Here is a 22,615-nt window from a genome sequence, read left to right as displayed (position 1 = left end):
CCGAACGGCCCGAGAAAGGAGCGATCACATGCCCATGACGGTTCACGCTGCCCTCCGGGCGTTGTGGATCAAGGCCTGGCGGCAGCTCCGGGGCGCTCGGTCGACTGTGGAACATATCCGACAGACCATGGGCTATTGGGTGGCGTTCATCATTTCATCGTTGCCGCTCTGCCCCCGATGCCCCGAGAATTGGGAGGTACCCGAAACCCGGTCCGCTGGATCCGCCGTTCGGCGTACCCAGGCACCCGCCTGCCCCCGGGCCAGGAAGGAGGATCGTGATCAACGGTATCGACCGAGGTCAGAATCCCTTCTCCGGGAGCCCGACACCCAGACGGGTGCTGGACCTGGAGGCGTGGACCGCCTCGGGGATCCCGTTGCTGCGCGACCCCCGCGAGTTCGTCCTGGAACTGCACCAGCGCCACCTGCCACAGCCCGGTACCGTCGTGATCGCCGTCCTGGACGCGCTCCACCGCCTCGTCGCCTCGGCCTCGTTCACCCCCTGGGCGCACGACACCGACGGCTGGCAGCACCGGAACGCGCTGCTGACGCACCTGCGCCGGATCATCCCGCACGACCTGCGGCTGCCCGAGCCGACCCGGACGGCCGTGCTGCTGCGCTGCCGCGACGGCGCGCCCGGCTGGACGGAACAGGACGGCGCCTGGATGTGGGCGCTGCGGGACTCGTCCGTGCTCCACGGGCTGCGCTGCGGCGCGTACATCGGCCTCACCCCGGCGGGCTGGCAGGTCCTCGGGGACGGGCGGGGCGGACGCAAGCCGCATGCGGGCTCGTGGGCCGACGGGCCGGTGCACACCGTGACGGAGCTGCCCCCGCGTTCGGTGCTGGACGCCCCACGCGGCCAGCGCACCCTCCAGTCGGCGGCCGACCAGGCCAAGCGCGGCGAGGACGCGGCACGCTCCCCGCAGTCCGAGCCCCCGTGGGCCACGGGGCGGGTCGCTGCGGCCGAACCGACCCGTCGCACCGGTACGCGCTGACTCCGCAGGGATTGCCGAACTCGCCGGGCCTCCAACCGTCGGCCACGGAGCACCAGTTGCCGACTACCGGTCCGCCGACCGGCTGCCGACCACCGGCTGCGGACCGCCGGCGACCGACCACCGAGCGCCGTGGGACGGACTTCGGGCCCGGCACCGTACGGCGGCACCGGGCCCGAAGTGGACGACTGCGGTCAGGCCTTGACCGGGCGGCCGGGCGCGGCTCCGGCCGTACCCACGGCTGCCGGGCCGGCGTCGCCGCAGACCACCAGCAGCGCGGCCGCGTGGCCGAGCGCCTTGGTGTACGCCTCGGCGGCACGGGCGGACGGTCCGCCGTTGGCCACCAGGACGACCACCTCGCGGCGGACCGGGCGGGTCAGCGCGGCGTCCGCGTAGAACACGTCCCCGCCCTCCACGAGCTGCGCCCAGTAGCGCTCCTCGCCAAAGGAGAGTTCGTGCTGCTGCCAGGGGTGTGCCTCGCCGATCGTCAGCACCAGGATGTCGCCCGGGTTGCGCCCGGACTCCAGCAGCAGGTCGACCGCGTCATCGGCGCGCTCCACCGCCTGCGCCGGGGTGGCGGCGATCCGCTGGACCTCCACCTGCGGTGCGGCGGGGGCGGGGCGGCGCGGTGCCGGCCCGGGCTTGGGGATCAGTTGCGGCGGGCCCGGACGGGCGGCACGCGGCGGAACCGGGCGCGGGGGCGCCGAACGGGGGCCGGGCACCGGAGCCGGGGCGGCGACGGTGGTGGATGCGGTGGCGGGGGCTTGTGCGTCCGACTCGCGTGGGAAGGGAACGCCGGGGTTCGGGAGGCTCTCGTGAATCTCCGACTCCTCGGGGAAGACAGGCATACCCGGATATCTATCAAATGCCGGTCGGACGCGCACGGGCGCCCCACCCATTGGGCACCGCCCTCCCGCCGCCCTCCCCCAGGCAATTCCAGACGGAACGTCAGAAACCGAGCGTCAACTGTTCGTCGGCGGACCCCTGAGCGTCGCCCACACCTTCCCGAACGCGCTTGAGGTGACGCCACTTCGGCAGTGCGTCCAAGTAGGCCCAGGAGAGTCGGTGGTGCTCGGTGGGGCCGAACTCCTCCAGTGCGGCGCGGTGCACCGGGGACGGGTAGCCGGCGTTGTCCGCGAAGCCGTAGTCCGGGCACCCCTCGCCCAGTTCGGCCATCAGGCCGTCGCGGTGGACCTTGGCGAGCACCGAGGCCGCGGAGACGCAGATGCAGGACTGGTCGCCCTTGATCACCGTGCGCACCCGCCAGGGACCGCCGAGGTAGTCGTGCTTGCCGTCCAGGATCACCGCATCGGGTTCGACCGGCAGCGCCTCCAGCGCGCGGACGGCGGCCAGCCGCAGCGCCGCCGTCATCCCGAGTTCGTCGCACTCCTGCGGGGAGGCCTGCCCGAGCGCGTACGCGGTGACCCAGTCGGCGAGGACGGGGGCGAGGGCGCGCCGGCGCAGTTCGGTGAGCAACTTGGAGTCGGTCAGCCCCTCCGGCGCCTTGCGCAGGCCGGTGACGGCCGCGCCCACCGTGACCGGCCCGGCCCAGGCCCCGCGCCCGACTTCGTCGAGACCGACGACGATCTTGGCGCCGGCCCGGCGCAGCGAGCGTTCGACGGAGTGCGTCGGGGGGACGATGGGCATGGCGTAATCCGTTCAGCGGGGGCAGCCTCCAGCCTAAGCCCGGCCCGCGACCGCCGAATCCGCCTCCCCGAGCCCAACCGTGGCCGACCCGGACCCCGCAGCCGACCCGGACCCCACGGCCGACTCAGACCCGGATCATCGGCTCCAGCACCTCGTCCACCAGCCGGTCGGCGATTCCCGGCCCCATGCTCTCCAGCCCGCGGATCTTGACCTGGTAGAGCAGCATCGCCGGGATGACGTCCGCCACCAGCGGGGTGGCCGCGCCGGGCCGGACGTCGCCGCGCTCGGCCCCGCGGCGCAGGATCTCCAAGATGGTCCGCGCTGTCGGCTCGATGACCCGGTCGTTGACGAAGGCCTTGAAGACCTCGGCCCGCTCGTGGTCGATCTCGCCCATCAGCGCGTTGAGCGCGGCGCCCACCCGGGAGGTCATCGCCTGCGTGAACCCCGCGACGAGCTCGCGGAGTTCGTCACGGGCGGACCCGAGGTCGGGGGTGTCGTAGGGCCGTGGGAGAGTGGCGTCCAGGGCGTCGATGACGAGTTCGTCCTTGGACGCCCAGCGTCGGTAGAGCGCGGCCTTCCCGGTCCGCGCCGCGCCGGCGACGCCTTCCATGGTCAGCCGCGCGTATCCACCGGAGGTGAGCTGGTCGAGCGCGGCCTCGAAGATCGCGTTCTCCAACTCCTTCCCCCGGCGCCGGGCCGGTCGCGTCAGTGCCTGGTGGGCGACCCGCACCGGACAGAAGGCCGGTGCGGCACCCGACCCCGAGCCTGTCCCGGCATCGGATCCTGCGCCCGCCCCGGCCGCCGTCTCCCCGGACGACGCCCGCCCCGCCGCAGCACCCGCCGCAGCGCCCGCCACGCCACCCGCCGCAGCGCCCGCCGCACCAACCACCGCACCGCCCGGCGCCCCGTCGAGCAGCCCACCTAGCGGCCGACCGGATCGGTCCGCCACCAGGCGCCGCACCAACCGCTCCATCGCCACCGCCACCATCCTTAAGGAACGCTTGCGTTCACAATCGCGACCGGGATATCGTCCCCGATTAGTGAACGATCCCGTTCCTTCTCGGCCTGCGCAAGGGCGCAGCGCCACACCCGGACCGGCGACTCCGCCGAACCCGCACCACCGAGCACATAGCCAGCAGGGGGCACATTCGTGGCTATCTCCGACACGCTCAGCAAGAACGCACCACCGCGGACGACCCAGGGGCGGGGCAAGGGCATCACCCTGACCGTCATCGCGGCCACCCAGCTCATGGTGGTCCTCGACGCGACCATCGTGAACATCGCACTGCCGCACATCAGGGACGCCCTGGGCTTCTCGACCACCGACCTGTCGTGGGTCATCAACGCCTACACCCTGACCTTCGGCGGACTGCTGCTGCTCGGCGGTCGCGCGGGTGACATCCTCGGCCGCCGCCGGGTGTTCATCTTCGGCACCCTGCTGTTCGGCCTGGCCTCGCTGCTCGGTGGCTTCGCCCAGGACAGCGGCCTGCTGCTGGCCGCCCGCGCGCTCCAGGGCATCGGTGGCGCGATATGCTCCCCGACCGCCTTCGCCCTTATCGCCACCAACTTCGACGAGGGGCCGGAGCGCAACAAGGCGTTCGGCGTGTTCTCGGCGGTGGCCGGTTCGGGCGCCGCGATCGGCCTGCTGGCCGGCGGCCTGCTCACCGAGTACCTGAACTGGCGCTGGGTGTTCTTCGTCAACGTGCCGATCGCGATCCTGATCGCGATCGCCGCGCCGCGCTACATCGCGGAGTCCGAGCGCCACCCGGGCCGCTTCGACCTGCCCGGTGCACTCACCTCGACGCTGGGCCTGGTCGGCCTGGTCTACGGGTTCATCCGGGCCGCCTCCGACGGCTGGTCGGACGGCATCACGCTCGGCTCCTTCGCGGCCGGCGCGGTCCTGGTCGCCGCCTTCCTCGTGGTCGAGAGCCGCACCGACCAGCCGATCACCCCGATGCACCTGTTCGCCGACCGCAACCGCACCGGCAGCCTGGTGATGATGCTCTGCCTGGCCGCGGCCATGTTCGGCATCTTCTTCTACGTCGTGCTGTTCGTGCAGGGTCCGCTCGGCTACAGCCCGCTGAAGGCCGGTGTCTCCTTCCTCCCGATCAGCGTCGCGATCATCATCGCCGCGCAGATCGCCTCCAACCTCCAGGCCAAGTACGGCCCGAAGCCCTTCATGGCCGGCGGCGCGCTGCTGGTCACCGTCGGCCTCACCTGGCTGACCCAGATGAGCAAGGACAGCGGCTACCTGGACGGGGTGCTCGGCCCCACGGTGGTGTTCGGCTTCGGCATGGGCCTGATCTTCGTCCCGGTGATGCTGATCTCCGTCGCGGGCGTCCCGGGCGAGGAGACCGGCGCCGCCTCCGGCCTGCTCAACTCGATGCAGCAGATCGGCGGTTCGCTCGGCCTGTCGATCCTGACCACGGTCTTCGCGCACTACGCCACGGCCGAGGCCGCCGTACAGCTGCCGAAGTTCATGGAGAGCGCCAAGCCGGAACAGCTGGCCTACCTCCAGCAGCACCACGAGTTCCCGCAGGGCACCGACGCCGCCAACACCGTGCTCACCGAGGGCATCTCGCACGGCTTCATCGTGGGCGCCGCGCTCGCCGCCGTCGCCCTGCTGGTCGCGCTCTTCGCGATCAAGGCCAAGGCCGGTGACCTGCCGAGCGACTCCTCTGCCGTCGCGATGCACTGACACCGTCGCGCCGTACTGGCTCCGTCGCGATGCACTGACACCGTCTCGATGCACTGACACCGTCTCGATGCGGCGACACCGCCACAAACCACAACGCCCAGGGCCGGCCGGGAGCAGCACGCTCCCGGCCGGCCCTGCCGCTGTCCGCGGGCCCCCGCCCTGGGTCGGCCTACAGGTCCTCGTACGCCAGCCCCGCCCGGTCGCAGGCCGTGCGGCCGACCACCGTGGAGTCCACCAGCGGCCGCTGCGCCAGGATCCCCCGGGCCCGGGCGGCGGCGAAGTTGGTCGCGTACCAGGGCCTCGACTCCCCTCCCAGCTCGTGTCCGATCAGCTGCAGCGCACAGCTCCGCTGTGGCTCGGGGAGGCGCTCCAGGGCGGGCACCGCGTCCGCCGAGAGCCGGCGGACGTTGCGCAGGTCGATGGCCGCGCCGTGCGGGTCGGTCCGCAGGGCCTGCTCGTACCGGGTGACGTTCTGCTCGGCGACGATCGCGTCAGGGCCCATCAGGCCGTAGACCGCGACGGTGAGCATCCCGCTGAGGACGACGACGCGCGGCAGCCAGCCGGCGCGGCGGGTCAGCCCGGCGGCGATCAGCAGCAGGAAGACCACGCCCAGCCAGACCTCGACCACCAGCACCCAGAGCCGCAGCCGGGTGAGCCCGGAGGCGTCCACGTAGAACCACATCCGGCCGAGCGCCGAGGCGACCACGGCCAGCGCCAGCAGGCAGAGCAGCCCGAGCAGGATCCGCGCCAGCCGGTGGTCGGCGGCGGTGGTGCGCGGCGCCCAGCGCTTGGCGACCGCCACCACGACCAGCGTCAGCACGGTGATCACGCTCAGCTGCCAGAACCCCTGCCGGGCGTACTCGGAGCGGCTCATCCCGGTGTTGCTCAGCACGGCGTCCGCGCCGCCGAGCACCACCACGGCCTGGATCACCGTGAAGGCGCCGAACATCAGGTTGAGCGCGACCAGCGGCAGCGCCCACTCCAGCCGGCGCCGCTCGCGGCCCGGCCGGATCACCGTGCGGTCCCAGCGGCGCGGGCCGGCGGCCATGTGCGCGAAGCCCAGCGCGGTCGCCGTCCCGAGCACGAACAGCACGGCGCGCCCCGGGAGCCGGCCGAGGTCGAGGTCCGGGCTGAGGTTGCCCAGCAGGTCCGCCATGGCGGCGTCGGCGCTGGCGAACAGCAGGCCGAAGACGGTCAGCAGGACGGCGGCGACCGCGAGTGCCTTGAGCACCGGGATGATCCGGTCCCGGCCCGGCAGCAGGCGCCCCTGCACGCTGGTCAAGGCCCACCCCACGGCGGGCACCGGCTGCCAGAGGAGACCGGGCAGGGCGAACAGGACGCCGGCCCAGCGACGGCCGCCGTGCAGGGCCAGTGAGGCCAGCGCGAGCGCGCCTCCGGCGGCCAGCAGCGCGGGCCAGCCGGCGTCCCACCGCGCGGGGACGACGAGCAGGGCGAGGGCGAGCAGGCTCCAGACGGCCGTCCACGGCCGGATCCGACGGCCCGCCACCCGGGCGGCGAACCCGGCCCCGACAGCGGTGGCGGCGCCGCAGACCAGCAGGTTGACACCCAGACCGTCGAACAGCAGCCAGGCCGTCAGCAGACCGGTGAGCAGGGCGGCCAGGACGACCCGGGGCGTGGCCCCTGCCCGGCGCTCGGGATCGCTGACGCGCAGCCACGTGCCGACCGAGGGCGCCGGCGTTCCGGGCACCGGTCCCCGGTCCGGCTTGCCCTGCGGGCCGGGGCCGACCGCGCGGTAGGGACCGTACGGGTCGTACGGGTCGTACGGCGCGGTCGACCCCGGCGCCTCGGTCGACCCCGGCACGTCGGCCGCACCCGGTGACGCGGTCGGCCCCGGCGCCCCGGACGCACCCGGCACGTCGCTCGCACCCGGCGCCCCGGAGGGGCCGGGAGAGTCGGGCGACCCGGCCGAACCGAGCGGCCCGGAGGAGTCGGGAACGCCGGAAGGGCCGGACGAATCGGATGGCACAGGCGCGGAAGGGCCGGACATGAGTCCCCCTCAGTGATCGGCGGGCGTGCGGAGGCCACCCCACGGGCGGTCCGCCGGCGGGCGCGTTCGGCGCCCCGGCCGCTGCCGACTGTAGACCATTCTGAACAAGTTCAAAAGCTGAGTCTGAACGCGTTCAGAACCGCCTCGCGACCATGGACTCCCCCGCTACCCCTTGACCGACCCGGCCAGCAGTCCCCGGACGAAGTACCGCTGGAGGCTGAAGAAGACGATCAGCGGCACGGTGATCGACAGGAACGCCCCGGCCGTGAGCAGCTCCCAGCGCCCGCCGAGCGAACCGGACAGCTGCGCCAGCCGCACCGTCATCGGCGCCACCTCCGGGGTGCCGCCCGCGAAGGTCAGCGCCACCAGCAGGTCGTTCCAGACCCACAGGAACTGGAAGATCGCGAACGAGGCCAGCGCCGGGGTGCACAGCGGCAGCACGATCGAACGGAAGATCTTGAAGTGCGAGGCGCCGTCCACCACCGCGGCCTCCATCAGGTCGCGCGGCAGCTGGGCGATGAAGTTGTGCAGCAGGAACACCGCCAGCGGCAGCGCGAACATGGTGTGCGCCAGCCAGACCGGCGCGTAGCTGCCCTTCAGGTCCACCGCCGGGATCAGCGTCAGCGGCCCCAGGTGCGCGCCGCCGGAGAACAGCCGCAGCAGCGGGATCAGCGCCATCTGGAGCGGCACCACCTGGAGCGCGAACACCGTGAAGAAGACCACGTCGCTCCCCCGGAACCGCACCCAGGCCAGCGCGTACGCCGCCATCGCCGCCAGCATCAACGGGAAGACCGTCGCCGGGACGGCGATCGCCAGCGAGTTGACCAGGAAGGGCATCAGGCCGGTGGAGACGCCGGGCCCGCCCTCGAACAGCACCGAGTGGTAGTTGTCGAGGCCGAGGTCCGGGTGGACGAGGGCGGTCCACCAGCCGCTGTCGGTCACGTCCTGCTTGGGCCGCAGCGAGGTCACCAGCAGGCCCAGCGTCGGGATCGTCCAGAGCACCGTCATCGCGATCACGAACACCGAGGCCAGCGGACTACTGAAGGCCTTCCGCACCGACTGCACGGGCCTCACCTCCCGCGGCGGCTCCACCTCGCGCGGCGACTTCACCTCCCGCGGCGACTTCACCTCCCGCGGCGGCTCCACCTCCCGCGACGGCTCCACCGGCCGCGCCGGATCCGCCGCCCCCTCCCGGCCGTCCGTCCCGGTCACCGGACCTCACGCTCCTTCCGCAGCTGCACGATGTTGTAGGCCACCAGCGGCAGCACCGCGACGAAGAGCAGCACCGCGAGGGCACTGCCGCGACCGGAGTTGAACTGCACGAAGGACTGCGAGTACATCTCGTTCGCCAGCACCTGGGTGCCGAAGTTGCCGCCGGTCATGGTGCGGACGATGTCGAAGGCCTTCAGGGTGATGAGCAGGACGGTGGTCAGCACGACCAGTACCGTGCTGCGGATCATCGGCACGGTGACGTACCAGAACAGCCGTGCCCCGCTCGCACCGTCCAGCCGGGCCGCCTCCACCACCTCCGCCGGGATCGCCTTGATCGCCGCCGACAGCACCACCATCGCGAAGCCGGTCTGCACCCAGACCATCACCGCCATCAGCAGGAAGGTGTTCAGCGGCTGCGAGAGCAGCCAGTTCGGCGGATCGTCCCAGCCCACCGCGACGGCGAGCCGACTGAGCAGGCCGATCTGCGGCTGGCCCGGTCCGCGCGACTCGTAGACGAACTTGAAGATGATCGACGCGCCGACCAGCGAGATCGCCATCGGCATGAAGATCAGCGACTTGTAGACCGACTGGCCTCGCATCCGGTCCACCAGCAGCGCCAGCACCAGTCCCAGCCCGGTCGCCACCAGCGGTACGGCCACCAACCAGAGCAGCGTGTTGACCAGCACCTTCTGCACCGAGTCGGAGGTGAAGGCCCAGCCGAAGTTCTCACCGCCGACGAACCGGGTGCCGTCGTCGTTCTGGAGGCTGAGGTAGACCGTGCGGACCAGCGGCACCACCAGGCCGACGGCCAGCAGCAACACCGCCGGACCGAGGAACACCGCGACCGCCAGCGGACGGGCCAGCCGGCCCCGGGCCCGTCCGGCGACCAGGAAGACCACCAGCAGGATGCCGAGGAAGCCCGCGACGGCGCCGAAGGTGTTGCCGAACTTGATCGCCGCGTCGTTCCAGGAGCCGGCCGCCAGCCTGTCGACGAGCAGCCCCTCGGCGGCCGACCCGCCGACGGGCGAATGGAACCCGGGCGAATGGAACCCGGGCGAGGGGAGTCCGAGCGAAAGGAACCCGGGTGAATGGAACCCGGGAGAAGGGAATCCGGGTACGGACATGGCTGCGCGTCCCTTCGGGCGTGGTGGGAAGGGGGCGGGCGGTGCGGGTGGGTGGTCCCGCACCGCCCTCGACAGGTGGTCCCGGGTGCGCCGGGAGCGGCCCCGGCACGTCGGCTACTGCGGCCAGGCGGCGTCGATGTCGGCGGCGGTCTTCTGGATCGACTGCCCCTCCGCGAACCAGGCGGTGAGCGACTTCCACTCCTGCCCGGCGCCCACGGCGGCCGGCATCAGGTCGGAGCCGTCGAAGCGGAAGGTCGCCGACGGGTCGGTCAGTGCCTCGGCCGACAGCTTGTCGATCGGGTCGGTGTAGAGGCTCTTGTCCACGCCCTGGTTGGCCGAGACCCAGCCGCTCGCGGTCTTCACCCGGCTGCTCGCCCAGTCCGAGCTGGACAGGTAGTTCTGCACCGCCTGCACCTCGGGCCGGCCGGAGAAGGCCGCCAGGAACTCTCCGCCGCCCTCGACCGGGTTGGCGACCGACGGGTTCACCGCGGGCAGGCGGAAGGCGAAGACGTCCCCGTCCGGCCCGACCTTGGTGCCCTTGGGCCACTGCGCCTCGTAGAACGAGGCCTGCTGGAGCATCAGGCACTTGCCGCTCAGGATCGGCGTGCCCGCGTCCTGGAAGGTGGTGGTGGCGATCGACTTCACGTCGCCGAAGCCCGCGTTGACCCAGGCCGGGTTCTGCATCCAGTCGGCGACGGTCTTCATCGCGGTGGTGATCTTCTGGTCGGAGAACTTCACCTGGTGGCCGACCCACTGGTCGTACACCTCGCCGCCGTACGAGCCGAGCACCACCTCCTCCAGCCAGTCGGTGGCCGGCCAGCCGGTGGCCGTCCCGGAGGCGATGCCGCCGCACCACGGCCTGGCGCCACCCGCCTTGGCGATCCGGTCGCTGAGCGCCATCAGGTCGGCCCAGGTCTTGGGCACCTCGTAGCCGGCCGTCTTGAAGGCCTTCGGCGAGTACCAGACCAGGGACTTCATGTTGGCGCTCATCGGGGCGGCGTAGAAGGTGCCGTTGACCGAGCCGTAGGTCTTCCAGACCGGGCTCCACTTGTCCTGGTTGGCGACGGTCTGGGCGGGCGGCTTCACCACCTTGCCGCTCTTCACCATCTGCGCCAGCAGTCCCGGCTGCGGGATGATCGCGAAGTCCGGGGCGTTGCCGCCGGAGACCCGGACCGGCAGCTGGGACTCGAAGTCGTTCGAGCCCTCGTAGCTGATCTTGATCCCGGTGCACTTGCCGAACTCGGCCCAGGACTTCTCCAGGTTGTCCGACTCCGGACTGAGGATCGAGGCGAACACGGTCACGGTGGTGCCCGAGTGTCCGGCGTACGGCTGGTACTTGGCGCAGTCACCGGACAGCGACGCGGCCGACCCGCCTCCGCCGCCACCCGAACCGCCGGAGCTGTTGGAGCAGGCAGCGGTCAGCGCCAGTGCCGCCACCAGAGCCGGTACGGCAGCCAGGCGACGGCGGTGACTCACGTGCGGTGCGGTCGGGTTGAGGGTCAATGCGGTTCTCCTCGCCAGGGCATGCTGCCGACGGTGGACTGAACGACATTGCGCTGTACCGGAGATGGGCCCGCAGGGAGCAGCGGGACGGGCGGCCGAACTGATCGAAGACGTTAACGCAGCCGTCGGCCCGCGCCAAGGTGCACGACTGCCCCCGACCGGAAACCCGATCGGGGGCAGGTGACATGACGTGTCGTCAGAACAGTTGGATCGGCAGCTCCAGCAGACTGTTCACCACCAGCGAGGGGCTCGGCCGCAGCTCGGCGTCCGGCACCGCGAGCGACAGCCTTGGGAAGCGCTCGAACAGCGCGGGCAACGCGATCCCCGCCTCCAGCCGGGCCAGCGGGGAGCCGGGGCAGACGTGCGGGCCGTGGCCGAAGGACAGGTGGCGGATCGGGTCCCGGGTGATGTCGAAGACCTCGGCCGTCACCCCGTGCTGGAGCGGGTCGCGGCCGATCGCGTTGTACGAGACCAGCACCGGCTCGCCCGCCGGGATCACCACGTCACCGACCGGGATGGGCTCGGCGGCGAAGCGGAACAGGAAGTTGCTGGTCGGCGGCGTCCAGCGGAGCGACTCCTCCACCACCGCGTCCCAGGAGACCCGGCCCGAGCGGACCAGCTCCAGCTGGTCCGGGTGGGTCAGCAGGGCCCGCACCGCGTTGCCGATCAGGTTCACCGTGGTCTCGTGGCCGGCCGCGATGATCACCCGCAGGGTGGCCGCCGCCTCCGCGTCGGTCAGCGCCCCACCCTCGGTGTCGGCCGCCAGCAGCACGCTCGCCAGGTCCTCACCGGGAGCCGAACGGCGCTGCGCCACCAGGTCGTTGACGAAGGCGTTCAGTCCGGCGACGGTCGCCTGGATGCCCTCCGGGTTCGGCTTGATGCCGAAGAACCGCTCGTACAGGTCGCGCAGCAGGCCGTGGTCCGACTCCGGCACGCCCAGCAGCGAGCAGATCACGGTCATCGGCAGCGGGAAGGCGAAGGCCGTCTTGAGGTCCACCACGGGCTCGCCCGCCGCCAGGGCGTCCAGCAGCGCGTGGGTGACCTCCTCGACGCGCGGGCGCATCAGCTCCACCCGGCGCGGGGTGAAGGCCTGGGCGACCAACGCCCGCAGCCGGCGGTGCTCGGCGCCGTCGGTGGTCACCATGCTCGGGCCGGGCACAGCCAGGCCGATCAGCGGCCAGGTCTTCGGCACCTCGCCGCGCTGGTAGGCCGCCCAGTGCGCGGCGTCCTTCACCAGCCGGGTGTCCGTCAGCAGGTCGCGCGCGGCGGCGTGCTGCGTCACCGCCCAGGCCCGGACCCCGCCGGGCAGCTCGACCGGCACCGCCGGGCCGGCGGCCCTCAGCAGCGCACCCTCGGCCGCATTGTCGCGGGCCAGCGGGTCGAGGACGATTCGGGCCGGGGCAGCGGTCATCGACAACTCTCTTTCGAACGGCGGGTGTTGAATGATCAGGCCGGGTGGCCCGGGGTGAACGAGACCGGCAGCGCCACCAGCCCGCGCACCCAGGCCGACGGCCGCCACACCAGCGCGTGCTCGGCCACCGCCAGCCTCAGGTCCGGCAGCCGGTCGAGCAGCACCTCGATCGCGGTGGTGGCGATCACCTCCGCCGCCTCCTGGGCCGGGAAGGGACAGCCGTGCTCGCCGTACGAGTAGCTCATGTGCGCCCGGTTCCCCTCCGCCGGGCGGCCGTCCGCCTGCCGGACCGCCGGGTCTGCGTTGGCCCCGGCGATTCCGAGCAGGACCATGTCCCCCTCGCCGATCCGCTGACCGCCCAGCTGGGTGTCCCTGACCGCCCAGCGGCCGGCGAAGATCTGGGTCGGGGTGTCCTCCCAGAGCGCCTCGTTCAGCGCCTGGCTGATGCTGCGCCGGCCGCCGGCCAGCGAGGCCGCGAACCGCTCGTCGGTGAGCATCAGCCGCAGCGCGTTGGAGATCCAGTACGAGCTCGGCTGGTGGCCGGCGATCAAGAGCACCCGCAGGTCGCGCATCACCTCGTCGTGGGTCAGCCCGGCCTCGTGCGCCAGCATCCGCGAGGCGATGTCGGCGCCCGGGTGCTCGGCCTTCTCCTCCACCAGCGCGAGCATCAGCTCCAGCAGCCGCTGGGCGCCGGCCGGCGCGTCCGGGCCGCCGTCCAGCATGGCCAGCAGCGCCGCGGTCAGCTGCGGTGCCTGCTCCTCGTCCAGGCCGAGCACCCGGCACAGCACCAGCAGCGGCATCCGGTGCGCGTACTCGGCGACCAGGTCGGCCTCGCCGCGGCCGGCGAACTCGTCGATCAGCCGGTCGGCGATCTCCTCGGCATGCTTGCGCAGCTCGTACGGGTCGATCCCGGCCAGCGCGTCGGTGACCGCGCGCGAGCGCCGGACGTGCTCCTCGCCCTCGGCGTAGAGGATCGAGGGGACGGGCGCCATCATCGGCTTCAGCGGCCAGTCGGCGGGCAGCGTCGCCCAGGCGTGCCAACGGCTGGAGTCGCGGCCGAACAGCTGCGGCTGGCCGGTCACCTGCTGGAGCTCGCGGTAGCCGATCACCAGCCAGGCGGGCACCCCGCCGGCCAGCTCGACCGGGGCGACCGGGCCGTGCGCGGCACGCAGCTCGCGGTAGAGCTGGGACGGGTCGGTCTGGAAGCGCGGCCCGTACAGCGGCGTGGCGCCGGCGTGCGCCGGGCAGCCCGGGGGCGGGGTGGCGGCGGGCTCGGTCACGGGGTGCTCTCCTCGTAGATCGCGGTTCGGGACCCTGCCGGGGCGGGCTCTTCCCCTCCGGCGGCGACCGGGGCGGACCCGTCGGCGGTGACCGGGGCGGCCCCGTCGGCCAGGCTCGCCGCGTCGGCCCCGGCCAGGGCGGCCAGGTGGTGGACCAGGGCGATCAGCACCCGCTTGCCGGACTCGCGGTCGCGCGCGTCGCAGTCCACCAGCGGCACCTCGGCCGGCAGGTCCAGCGCCTCGCGGACCTGCTCCAGGGTGTGGCTCGGCTCGCCGAAGTTGTTGCGGGCCACGATGAACGGCGTGCCGTGGTGCTCCAGCCGGTCGATCGCGTACCAGGACTCCTCCAGCCGCCGGGTGTCCACCAGGACGACCGCGCCCAGGGCGCCGCTGAACAGCCGGTCCCAGAGGAACCAGAAGCGCTCCTGCCCGGGCGCGCCGAACAGGTAGAGCACCTGACGCTCGGAGAGGGTGATCCGGCCGAAGTCGAAGGCGACCGTGGTGGAGCGCTTGCCCCAGGTGCCGGCCGGGTCGATGCCCTCGCCCGCCCTGGTCATCACCTCTTCGGTGTTCAGCGGACGGATCTCGCTGACCGACCCGACCAGGGTGGTCTTGCCCACCCCGAAGCCGCCGACCACGACGATCTTCAGCGCGTTGTCGGCGGTCGCCCGCAGCGGGGTGCGCGAGCCGGCGGGCCGCACGCCGTCCCCGGCGGCGGACCGGACGTCGGCATCGGGCCGGCCGTCGGCATCGATCCGGACGTCGGCATCGATCCGGACATCATCAGCGGCCCGGACGTCATCGGCGGCCCGGACGTCAGAGCTGTTGGAGGCCATGCAGCACCTGCTTCAGCGTGTCGAGGTCGGGCAGCCGGGCCTTGTTCGGCGCGAACCGGGGGTGGCGGGCGGTGACGGCCCCGGACTCCAGCAGGTCGCCGAGCAGGATCTTCACCACCGAGACGGGCAGCGCCAGCTCCGCCGCCACCTCCACCACGGCGGTCGGGGCCTCGCACATCCGCAGGATCCGGGCGTGCTCCGACTGCATCCCGGGCGCCGGCTGCCGCTCGGCGACGATCAGGGTCACCAGGTCGAAGGCGTTCTCCGGAGCCCGGCTGCGTCCCCGGGTGATGGTGTAGAGGCGGTCGGGGTCGTCGTCGCGCCCCGGCAGCACCGGCCCCGCGGTCATATCGTCGCGCTCTCTCGCACGGCCTCGCCTTCCGTACCCCGGGCGGGCGCGCTGAGGTGGACCCCGATCTGCTCGATCAGGCCGTGCATGTTGTGGCCGACCACGCCGACGTCCGCCTCGTCGTCCGTGACCACCGCCAGGTGGGCGCCCTCGCCGGCCGCCACGATGCACAGGATGCCGCCGTGGAACTCGGTCATCGACTGCCGCACGCCGCCGCTGCCGTCACCGAACTCGATCGAGGCGCCGTGCGCCAGGCTCTGCAGGCCGGAGGCGATGGCGGCCAGCTGGTCGGCCTGGTCGGCGCTCAGTCCGGCGGTGTGGCAGAGCTTGAGGCCGTCGGCGGAGAGAACCAGGGCGTGCCGGGTGCCGGGGGTCGCCGCCAGCAGGTTCTCCAACAGCCAGTCGAGGTCGCGGTCGTTGGCACTGCTCATCAGGTGTCCTTCTCGGTGACGGGGGAAGCGTCGGGCATGGTGTCGGGGTCCGTGGTCGGCGCCCCGGCAGGGGGCTGCTCGGCCCCTACGGGACGGGCGGCGGCCCGTCGGAACGCGCCGAACCGGGCGGCCGCAACCGCCGTGTCGGTTCCTGCGGGCTTCGCGGCCCGGTCCGCCGCGGGGGCGGCGGTGGCCAGCGTCTGCCCGCGACGGCGCTGCGGCAGGCCGCTGTCGGTCATCCGGGCGGGCGCGGCCGGCAGCGCGGGCGCGGTGGCGGTCTGCGCCTTGGGCAGCGGTTGTGCCCCGGTTCCCGCCCCGACGGGGGTCCGCTGCGCGGAGGGCACCGGAGGCAGGGAGGCGGGGGCGGGGCGCGCCGAGGTGAGCGCCGGGCGCGCGTTCTCCACGGACGGCGCCTGCGCCGGGACGGACGCCTGGACGGGCGCCGGGGCGGCGGCCGGCGCCGGGTGGGTGACCAGCTGCTGCGGGATCAGCACCACCACCCCGGTGCCGCCACGCGCCGACGGCCGGAAGGAGATCTGCAGCCCGTGCTTGCGCGCCAGCACTCCGACCACCGCCAGCCCCAGCCGGGTCCCGGCGGAGAGCGTGGTGAGATCCAGCGGCTCGGCGGAGACGGCCCGCTCGGCCCGGCGCAGCCAGCTGTCGCTCAGGCCCAGCCCGCTGTCCTCGACGGTGACCGCCAGTCCGGCCGGCACCTCCTCGACGTAGACGTGCACCTCGGCCGGCGGGGCGGAGAAGTTGGTGGCGTTGTCCAGCAGTTCGGCCAACGTGTGCATCACGCCCTCGGCCGCGTACCCGGCGACCGCGGCGGTGCTGGCGTTGTGCAGCCGCACCCGCTGGTAGGCGCCGATCCGGCCGAGCGCACCGCGCAGCACCGACTCCACCGAGATCGGCTTGGCCCAGCGGCGCCCCGATCGGGCACCGGTGAGCACCGCGATGCTGTCGGCCATCCGGCCCGCCTGGGCGGTCGAGTGGTCCAGGCTCAGCAGATCGCCGAGGACCTCCTCGTCATGCCGGTGCTGCATCTCGCGCAACTCGGCGTGCATGCTCGTGGCCAGCGCCTGGACCCGCCCGGCGGCGGTCGCGCAGACCGCGAGTGCGGCGGCCCGCAGCCGCTCGCCGCGGCCGATCTCCTCGCCGACGGCACGCAGCAGCGCGTACTGGGGGTGCTTGCGGTGGACGGCCAGCGCACTGTCCACGGCCGCGCCGGCCCGCAGCTTCGTCACCACCTCGGGCAGTACGCCGTCGACGATCCGGGCCAGTTCGGCGCGCTCGGCCTCGGCCCTGGTCCGCTCCGCCTCCGCCCCGGCGCGCTCGGCGTCGAGTTCGGCCCGCAGCCGGGCCAGCTCGGCGTGCGCGGCGGTGACGTCCGCCTCCGCCCTGGCCTGCTCGGCACGGGCGGCGTCCCGCTCGGCGAGCGCGGCGGCGGCGTGGTCGGCGGCGGCCGTCTCGGCCTGCCGGGCCCTGCCCGCGGCGACCAGCGCGGCCCGGGTCTCCTCGTGCTGCGCGGCCAGTTCCTCGGTCAGCCCGCGGTTGCGCTCGACGCCGGTCGCCGCGAGCCCGACGGCGATCAGCCAGAGCACCGTGACGGCGACCACCGCGAGGGCGGTGAGCGGCTGGTGCGCGCCGAACGCCCGGGTGACGCCGACCGGCGCGGCGACCAGCGCCAGCAGCACGGCCACCGCGGTCAGGGCGACGGTGCGCGGCGCGGGCCGTCGGCGCGATCGGCCGTCGGGGCTGGGGGCTTCTCTCATCGGTGCGGTCCTCGGCAACGTCGGCGGGCGGCGGCGCGGGCAGCGGGTCGGCGACGGTCGCGGCCGCCGACAGCTGGTCGGGCGCGATACCGGACCGCCCGGCGACGCAGCGAATCGTCTCCGGGCATCTGATCGGTTCACGCTTTCGGCCGATCATATCGATTCAGACATAGGCCTCAAGCGGCCAGTTGACGGCCAGTCTCCCGCCATCACCCGCGGGGGCCCCGGCTGCTCGCCGCAGCCGCGAATTCTCCGCTCTCGCTCCTGCCGTCAACTCCGGTTGACGTGCGAACGGCCTCGGCGACCGCCGAACCGCCGCTCCAGCGCCTCCTCGAAGGTCCCCCGGCCCACCGCCCGGTCCGGCGTCAGGTTGCCGCCCTCCCGCAGCCCGCGGCCGGCCGCTCCCGGCAGGCGCAGCGGCAGCAGCACCCGGCGCTTGCCCGCCGCCCGAAGGTAGGCCCCGGCCAGCTCCCGGTACGAACGCACCTGTGGACCGCCCACCTCCGGCGCGAAGCCGACGGGCTCCCGCCCCGCCAGGTCCACGACCGCCTCGGCCACCTCGCGGACGTCCACCGGCTGGAACGCCGCCCCGCTCACCACCGGGAAGACCGGCAGCCGCACGGAGGCGTCGAAGACCTTCAGCACCAGGTCGTGGAACTGCGTCGCCCGCAGCACCGTCCAGCCCAGGCCCGACTCCCGCACCACCCGCTCACAGGCGAGCTTCGTCCGGTAGTACGCGATCGGCACCCGGTCGATACCGACGATCGACACGTACACCAGGTGCCGCACCCCGGCCTCGCCGGCCCGCGCCACCAGCGTCCGGACCCCGGCCACGTCCTCCTTCCTCTGGGTGGTCGCGCAGTCCACCACCACCTCGACCCCGGCCAGCGCCCGCGCCATCCCGGCCCCGCTCACCAGGTCCCCGACCACCCACTCGACCCCGTCGCCCCCGTCCCGCACCCGCCGGCTCAACCCCCGCACCGCCACCCCGCGCGCCACCAGCAGCCGCACCACCTCCCGCCCCAACGTCCCCGTCGCCCCGGTCACCAGCACCGTCCCGGCCATCGCCCCGCTCCTCTCGTCACATGCCTTCACCCCCTACGGACCGGACACCACCCCCGGACGTGACATCGGCACGCCCGGGCACACGAAGAACACGCCCGGGCACACGAAAAAGCGGGGCGAGGACCGGGAAAGGTCCTCGCCCCGCTTCAGGGGGTCACCTCAGGAGGCGACCACCGGGGTCGGGCGCGGTCAGCTGCAGCCGCTGGTGGAGCCGCAGCCCTCGCAGAGGTAGCAGCTGCCGGCGCGGCGCATCTTGGTGCCGCAGGAGAAGCAGAGCGGGGCGTCGGCGTTGAGGCCGAGCTGGATCTCCATCAGCTCCGTGGAGTTGTGGGCCTGCTTCGGGGCCGCCTTGGGCGCCTCGACGGCCGGGGCCGGGACCACGGCCGGCCTGGCGGCGACCGGGGCGGACTGGGCGAGCGACTCGGTGTCGAGCTCCTCGGCCTCCAGCGGCTCGTACGAGCCCGTCTCCAGGTGGCGCTGGCGCTCCTCGACGGAGTGGATGCCGAGCGCCGAGCGGGTCTCGAACGGCAGGAAGTCGAGCGCCAGGCGGCGGAAGATGTAGTCGACGATCGACTGCGCCATCCGCACGTCCGGGTCGTCGGTCAGACCGGCCGGCTCGAAGCGCATGTTGGTGAACTTCGAGACGTAGGTCTCCAGCGGCACGCCGTACTGGAGGCCGACCGAGACGGCGATGGAGAAGGCGTCCATCATGCCCGCGAGGGTCGAGCCCTGCTTGGACATCTTCAGGAAGACCTCGCCCAGACCGTCGTCCGGGTAGGAGTTGGCGGTCATGTAGCCCTCGGCGCCACCGACCGTGAAGGAGGTGGTGATGCCCGGACGGCCCTTGGGCAGGCGCTTGCGGACCGGGCGGTACTCGACCACCTTCTCGACCGCGGCGGCCGGGGCCTCCTCGACCTTGGCCTCGGCGGCCTCGGAGGACTTGGTCTTCGCCGAGAGCGGCTGGCCGACCTTGCAGTTGTCGCGATAGATGGCCAGGGCCTTCACCCCGAGCTTCCAGGCCTGGAAGTAGATCTCCTCGACCTCTTCCACGGTGGCGCTCTCGGGCATGTTCACGGTCTTGGAGATGGCGCCCGAGATCCACGGCTGGATCGCCGCCATCATGCGCACGTGGCCCATGGCCGAGATGACGCGCTCGCCCATCGCGCAGTCGAACACCTCGTAGTGCTCGGGCTTCAGGCCCGGCGCGTCCACCACGTTGCCGTGCTCGGCGATGTGGGCGACGACCGCCTCGATCTGCTCGTCCTGGTAGCCGAGGCGCTTGAGGGCGCGCGGGACGGTGCCGTTGACGATCTGCATCGAGCCGCCGCCGACGAGCTTCTTGAACTTGACCAGGGCCAGGTCGGGCTCGACGCCGGTGGTGTCGCAGTCCATCATCAGGCCGATGGTGCCGGTCGGGGCGAGCACCGAGGCCTGGGCGTTGCGGAAGCCGTTCTGCGCGCCGAGGCGCAGCACGTCCTGCCAGGTCCTGTTGGCGGCCAGCCAGACCGGGGAGTCCAGGTCGTCCACCGAGACGGCGTCCAGTGAGGCGTCCGCGTGCTGCTTCATGACCTGCCGGTGGGCGGTCGCGTTGCGGGCGTAGCCGTCGTACGGGCCGACCACGCCGGCGAGTTCGGCGCCGCGGCGGTAGGCGGTGCCGGTCATCAGCGAGGTGATGGCGCCGGCCAGGGCGCGGCCGCCCTCGCTGTCGTAGGCGTGGCCGGTGGCCATCAGCAGGGCGCCGAGGTTGGCGTAGCCGATGCCGAGCTGGCGGAAGGCGCGGGTGGTCTCGCCGATCTTCTCGGTGGGGAAGTCGGCGAAGCAGATGGAGATGTCCATCGCGGTGATGACCAGCTCGACGACCTTGGCGAAGGCCTCCGCGTCGAAGGAGTCGTCCTCGCGCAGGAACTTCATCAGGTTGAGCGAGGCGAGGTTGCAACTGGAGTTGTCCAGGTGCATGTACTCGGAGCAGGGGTTGGACGCGTTGATGCGGCCGGACTCCGGGCAGGTGTGCCAGTGGTTGATCGTGGTGTCGTACTGGATGCCGGGGTCGGCGCAGGCCCAGGCGGCCTCGGCCATCTTGCGGAACAGCTTCTTCGCGTCGACGGTCTCGAGGACCTCGCCGGTCATCCGGGCGCGCAGGCCGAATTCGGTGCCGTTCTCGACGGCGGTCATGAATTCGTCGTTGACGCGGACGGAGTTGTTGGCGTTCTGGTACTGGACGGAGGTGATGTCGTCCCCGCCGAGGTCCATGTCGAAGCCCGCGTCGCGCAGGGCGCGGATCTTCTCCTCCTCCTTCACCTTGGTCTCGATGAAGGCCTCGATGTCCGGGTGGTCGACGTCGAGGACGACCATCTTGGCCGCGCGGCGGGTGGCGCCACCGGACTTGATGGTGCCGGCCGAGGCGTCGGCGCCGCGCATGAAGGAGACCGGGCCGGAGGCGTTGCCGCCGGAGGAGAGCAGTTCCTTGGAGGAGCGGATCCGGGAGAGGTTGAGGCCGGCGCCGGAGCCGCCCTTGAAGATCATGCCCTCTTCCTTGTACCAGTCGAGGATCGACTCCATGGAGTCGTCGACGGACAGGATGAAACAGGCGCTGACCTGCTGGGGCTGCTTGGTGCCGACGTTGAACCAGACCGGCGAGTTGAAGCTGAACACCTGGTGGAGGAGGGCGTGGGTCAGCTCGTGCTCGAAGATCTCGGCGTCGTCCTTGGAGGCGAAGTAGCCGTGCTTCTCGCCGGCGGCGCGGTAGGTGAGCACCACGCGGTCGATGATCTGCTTCAGGCTCCACTCGCGCTGCGGGGTGCCGACGGCGCCGCGGAAGTACTTGGACGTGACGATGTTGACGGCGTTGACCGACCAGAAGTCGGGGAACTCGACGCCGCGCTGCTCGAAGTTGATCGAGCCGTCGCGCCAGTTGGTCATGACGACGTCGCGCCGCTCCCAGCGGACCTCGTCGTACGGGTGCACGCCAGGAGTGGTGTAGATGCGCTCCATCCGGAGACCGCCCTTCGGGGCCTTGGCGCCCTTGGCCGCGGCCTTCTCGGACTTCGACCCGCGCGCGGAACCGCTCGTGGTGTCTGTCACTTTTCCTCCTCCTGGGCAAACGCCCGAAGTGCCCCTAAAAGTCCGGGCACTGCTGGTTCGTTCTTCCGGTGTGCGGGCAGGCGGAGACCCAGCCTGCTTGCGCACGGTTTGTAGTGTTTCGTGCCCCGATTTCGGGCACGCGTGGGCCCCGCGGGGCCGTGGTGTTGCGGAACAGGGCGGGCCAGGGGCCCGGCGCCGGCTAGGGCGCGGCGGCGGAGACGGACACGCAGGTGTCGTCCGTCTCCGGGGTGTGGGGCCGCTCGGCGCGGAGTTCCGCGATGGCGGCCTCGAAGTCTTCCAGTCCGTCGTACGCCTGGTACACGGAGGCGAAGCGCAGGTAGGCGACCACGTCGAGTTCCTTGAGCGGGCCGAGTATGGCCAGCCCCACGTCGTGGGTGGTCAGCTCGGCGTTGCCGCTGGCTCTCACGCACTCCTCGACCCGCTGGCCGAGCTGGGCCAGCGCGTCCTCGGTGACGGGACGGCCCTGGCAGGCCTTGCGGACGCCGGTGATGACCTTCTGCCGGGAGAACGGCTCGGTGACGCCGCTGCGCTTGATGACCATCAGTGCGGCCGTCTCCACCGTGGTGAAGCGGCGACCGCAGTCCGGGCACTGCCGACGGCGGCGAATGCAGCTGCCGTCCTCGGTGGTCCGGCTGTCGACAACACGGCTGTCGGAGTGCCGGCAGAAGGGGCAGTGCACCTCGGGATCCCTCCCTGGCAGAACGTTCGGACCAGTCGAGTCTATGCGATGTGCCCCCGGCCTCGGCAAGCTGATCATGCGGGGTGACCACTAGTACTGGGCACGGAGAGGACTGTAGCCACTACATCTAGGTCTCAGGGGGAGGTGGGCGCCCTGGCGTGTCGGTGCCGATTAGACTGCCGAGGTCGAGTTCTGCTCGAACATTTACTCGATGTACAACAAAGCCTTGATCGAGTCAGTCAACTCCCGAATAATTCACTCGAACGTGTGTTTGGCGCAACCTTTCGATAGGAGGCGCGTTGGGCTGGAAAAGGGAGAGGACAGCCGTCGAGAGGGGCCGCCGTGAACACGATCGAAAGCAACACCATCCCGGTGCAGGAACACTCCCAGTTCAAGGTGGGGCAGCGCACCATGAATCAGCAGGGTGTGGACATCAACATGGACCGTAGCGAAGACCACCGTCTCTCCGGCGCGGCCCTTTCCGGGGCGCCCCGCGTCCCCGACCAGCC

17 protein-coding genes and 1 pseudogene are annotated in these 22,615 nt (G+C 72.2%); 2 read left to right on the top strand and 16 right to left on the bottom strand.

The features are described from left to right. Positions 1-272: 272 nt before the first annotated feature. Positions 273-830 (top strand): annotated as a pseudogene (locus tag ACZ5OX_RS32910) (hypothetical protein); the annotation flags it as partial. Between the two features lie 353 nt (positions 831-1,183). Here the strand turns inward: ACZ5OX_RS32910 and ACZ5OX_RS32905 are convergent. From ACZ5OX_RS32905 to ACZ5OX_RS32895, 3 genes are all read right to left on the bottom strand, one after another. Continuing rightward, entirely contained in the window at positions 1,184-1,837 is a 654-nt protein-coding gene (locus ACZ5OX_RS32905) for a hypothetical protein (protein WP_465635123.1), read from the bottom strand. A gap of 100 nt (positions 1,838-1,937) precedes the next feature. Next, positions 1,938-2,636, bottom strand: a complete 699-nt coding sequence (locus ACZ5OX_RS32900) for a ribonuclease HII (RefSeq protein ID WP_465635121.1) — start codon at positions 2,634-2,636, stop codon at positions 1,938-1,940. Between the two features lie 124 nt (positions 2,637-2,760). Continuing rightward, positions 2,761-3,312, bottom strand: coding sequence for a TetR/AcrR family transcriptional regulator (locus ACZ5OX_RS32895; protein ID WP_465635119.1), 552 nt, complete (start codon positions 3,310-3,312; stop codon positions 2,761-2,763). Between the two features lie 474 nt (positions 3,313-3,786). Between ACZ5OX_RS32895 and ACZ5OX_RS32890 the strand changes: the two genes are divergently transcribed. Further along, complete coding sequence (locus tag ACZ5OX_RS32890; RefSeq protein ID WP_449791099.1) at positions 3,787-5,334, top strand: MFS transporter; 1,548 nt, start codon at positions 3,787-3,789, stop codon at positions 5,332-5,334. Between the two features lie 169 nt (positions 5,335-5,503). On the opposite strand, the gene ACZ5OX_RS32885 is transcribed toward ACZ5OX_RS32890, so the two are convergent. From ACZ5OX_RS32885 to nrdR, 13 genes are all read right to left on the bottom strand, one after another. Then, entirely contained in the window at positions 5,504-7,156 is a 1,653-nt protein-coding gene (locus ACZ5OX_RS32885) for a DUF4153 domain-containing protein (protein WP_465635116.1), read from the bottom strand. Between the two features lie 351 nt (positions 7,157-7,507). Next, complete coding sequence (locus ACZ5OX_RS32880; RefSeq protein WP_465635114.1) at positions 7,508-8,554, bottom strand: carbohydrate ABC transporter permease; 1,047 nt, start codon at positions 8,552-8,554, stop codon at positions 7,508-7,510. After that, positions 8,551-9,678 carry a carbohydrate ABC transporter permease gene (locus ACZ5OX_RS32875; RefSeq protein WP_465635112.1) on the bottom strand — a complete coding sequence of 376 codons (1,128 nt, stop codon included), beginning with the start codon at positions 9,676-9,678 and terminating at the stop codon, positions 8,551-8,553. Before ACZ5OX_RS32875 ends, ACZ5OX_RS32880 begins: the two co-directional genes overlap by 4 nt. A 114-nt stretch (positions 9,679-9,792) precedes the next feature. Then, complete coding sequence (locus ACZ5OX_RS32870; protein WP_465635110.1) at positions 9,793-11,181, bottom strand: ABC transporter substrate-binding protein; 1,389 nt, start codon at positions 11,179-11,181, stop codon at positions 9,793-9,795. Positions 11,182-11,377: 196 nt separating this feature from the next. Beyond that, the gene (locus ACZ5OX_RS32865) at positions 11,378-12,592 is read right to left on the bottom strand and encodes a cytochrome P450 family protein (protein WP_465635108.1); all 1,215 of its coding nucleotides are present in this window, start codon (positions 12,590-12,592) and stop codon (positions 11,378-11,380) included. A gap of 35 nt (positions 12,593-12,627) precedes the next feature. Further along, the gene (locus tag ACZ5OX_RS32860) at positions 12,628-13,872 is read right to left on the bottom strand and encodes a cytochrome P450 (RefSeq protein WP_465635106.1); all 1,245 of its coding nucleotides are present in this window, start codon (positions 13,870-13,872) and stop codon (positions 12,628-12,630) included. Then, positions 13,869-14,573, bottom strand: a complete 705-nt coding sequence (locus ACZ5OX_RS32855; protein WP_465635183.1) for a GTP-binding protein — start codon at positions 14,571-14,573, stop codon at positions 13,869-13,871. The genes ACZ5OX_RS32860 and ACZ5OX_RS32855 overlap by 4 nt, the downstream gene beginning before the upstream one ends. A 115-nt stretch (positions 14,574-14,688) precedes the next feature. Next, entirely contained in the window at positions 14,689-15,057 is a 369-nt protein-coding gene (locus ACZ5OX_RS32850) for a DUF742 domain-containing protein (RefSeq protein ID WP_392883665.1), read from the bottom strand. Next, the gene (locus ACZ5OX_RS32845; RefSeq protein WP_465635104.1) at positions 15,054-15,488 is read right to left on the bottom strand and encodes a roadblock/LC7 domain-containing protein; all 435 of its coding nucleotides are present in this window, start codon (positions 15,486-15,488) and stop codon (positions 15,054-15,056) included. Before ACZ5OX_RS32845 ends, ACZ5OX_RS32850 begins: the two co-directional genes overlap by 4 nt. Continuing rightward, positions 15,488-17,260, bottom strand: a complete 1,773-nt coding sequence (locus ACZ5OX_RS32840; protein WP_465635102.1) for a sensor histidine kinase — start codon at positions 17,258-17,260, stop codon at positions 15,488-15,490. Before ACZ5OX_RS32840 ends, ACZ5OX_RS32845 begins: the two co-directional genes overlap by 1 nt. Positions 17,261-17,530: 270 nt before the next feature. Then, the gene (locus tag ACZ5OX_RS32835; protein WP_465635100.1) at positions 17,531-18,325 is read right to left on the bottom strand and encodes an SDR family oxidoreductase; all 795 of its coding nucleotides are present in this window, start codon (positions 18,323-18,325) and stop codon (positions 17,531-17,533) included. A 189-nt stretch (positions 18,326-18,514) separates the two neighbouring features. Further along, positions 18,515-21,406 carry a vitamin B12-dependent ribonucleotide reductase gene (locus tag ACZ5OX_RS32830; RefSeq protein WP_465635098.1) on the bottom strand — a complete coding sequence of 964 codons (2,892 nt, stop codon included), beginning with the start codon at positions 21,404-21,406 and terminating at the stop codon, positions 18,515-18,517. A gap of 199 nt (positions 21,407-21,605) precedes the next feature. Continuing rightward, the gene (gene nrdR, locus ACZ5OX_RS32825) at positions 21,606-22,106 is read right to left on the bottom strand and encodes a transcriptional regulator NrdR (protein ID WP_380695744.1); all 501 of its coding nucleotides are present in this window, start codon (positions 22,104-22,106) and stop codon (positions 21,606-21,608) included. Between the last annotated feature and the right edge of the window lie 509 nt (positions 22,107-22,615).

This window comes from Kitasatospora sp. NPDC032121, assembly GCF_055580145.1.
Note: the sequence above shows the minus strand (reverse complement) of the source record. Positions and strands in the feature narration are given on the sequence as shown.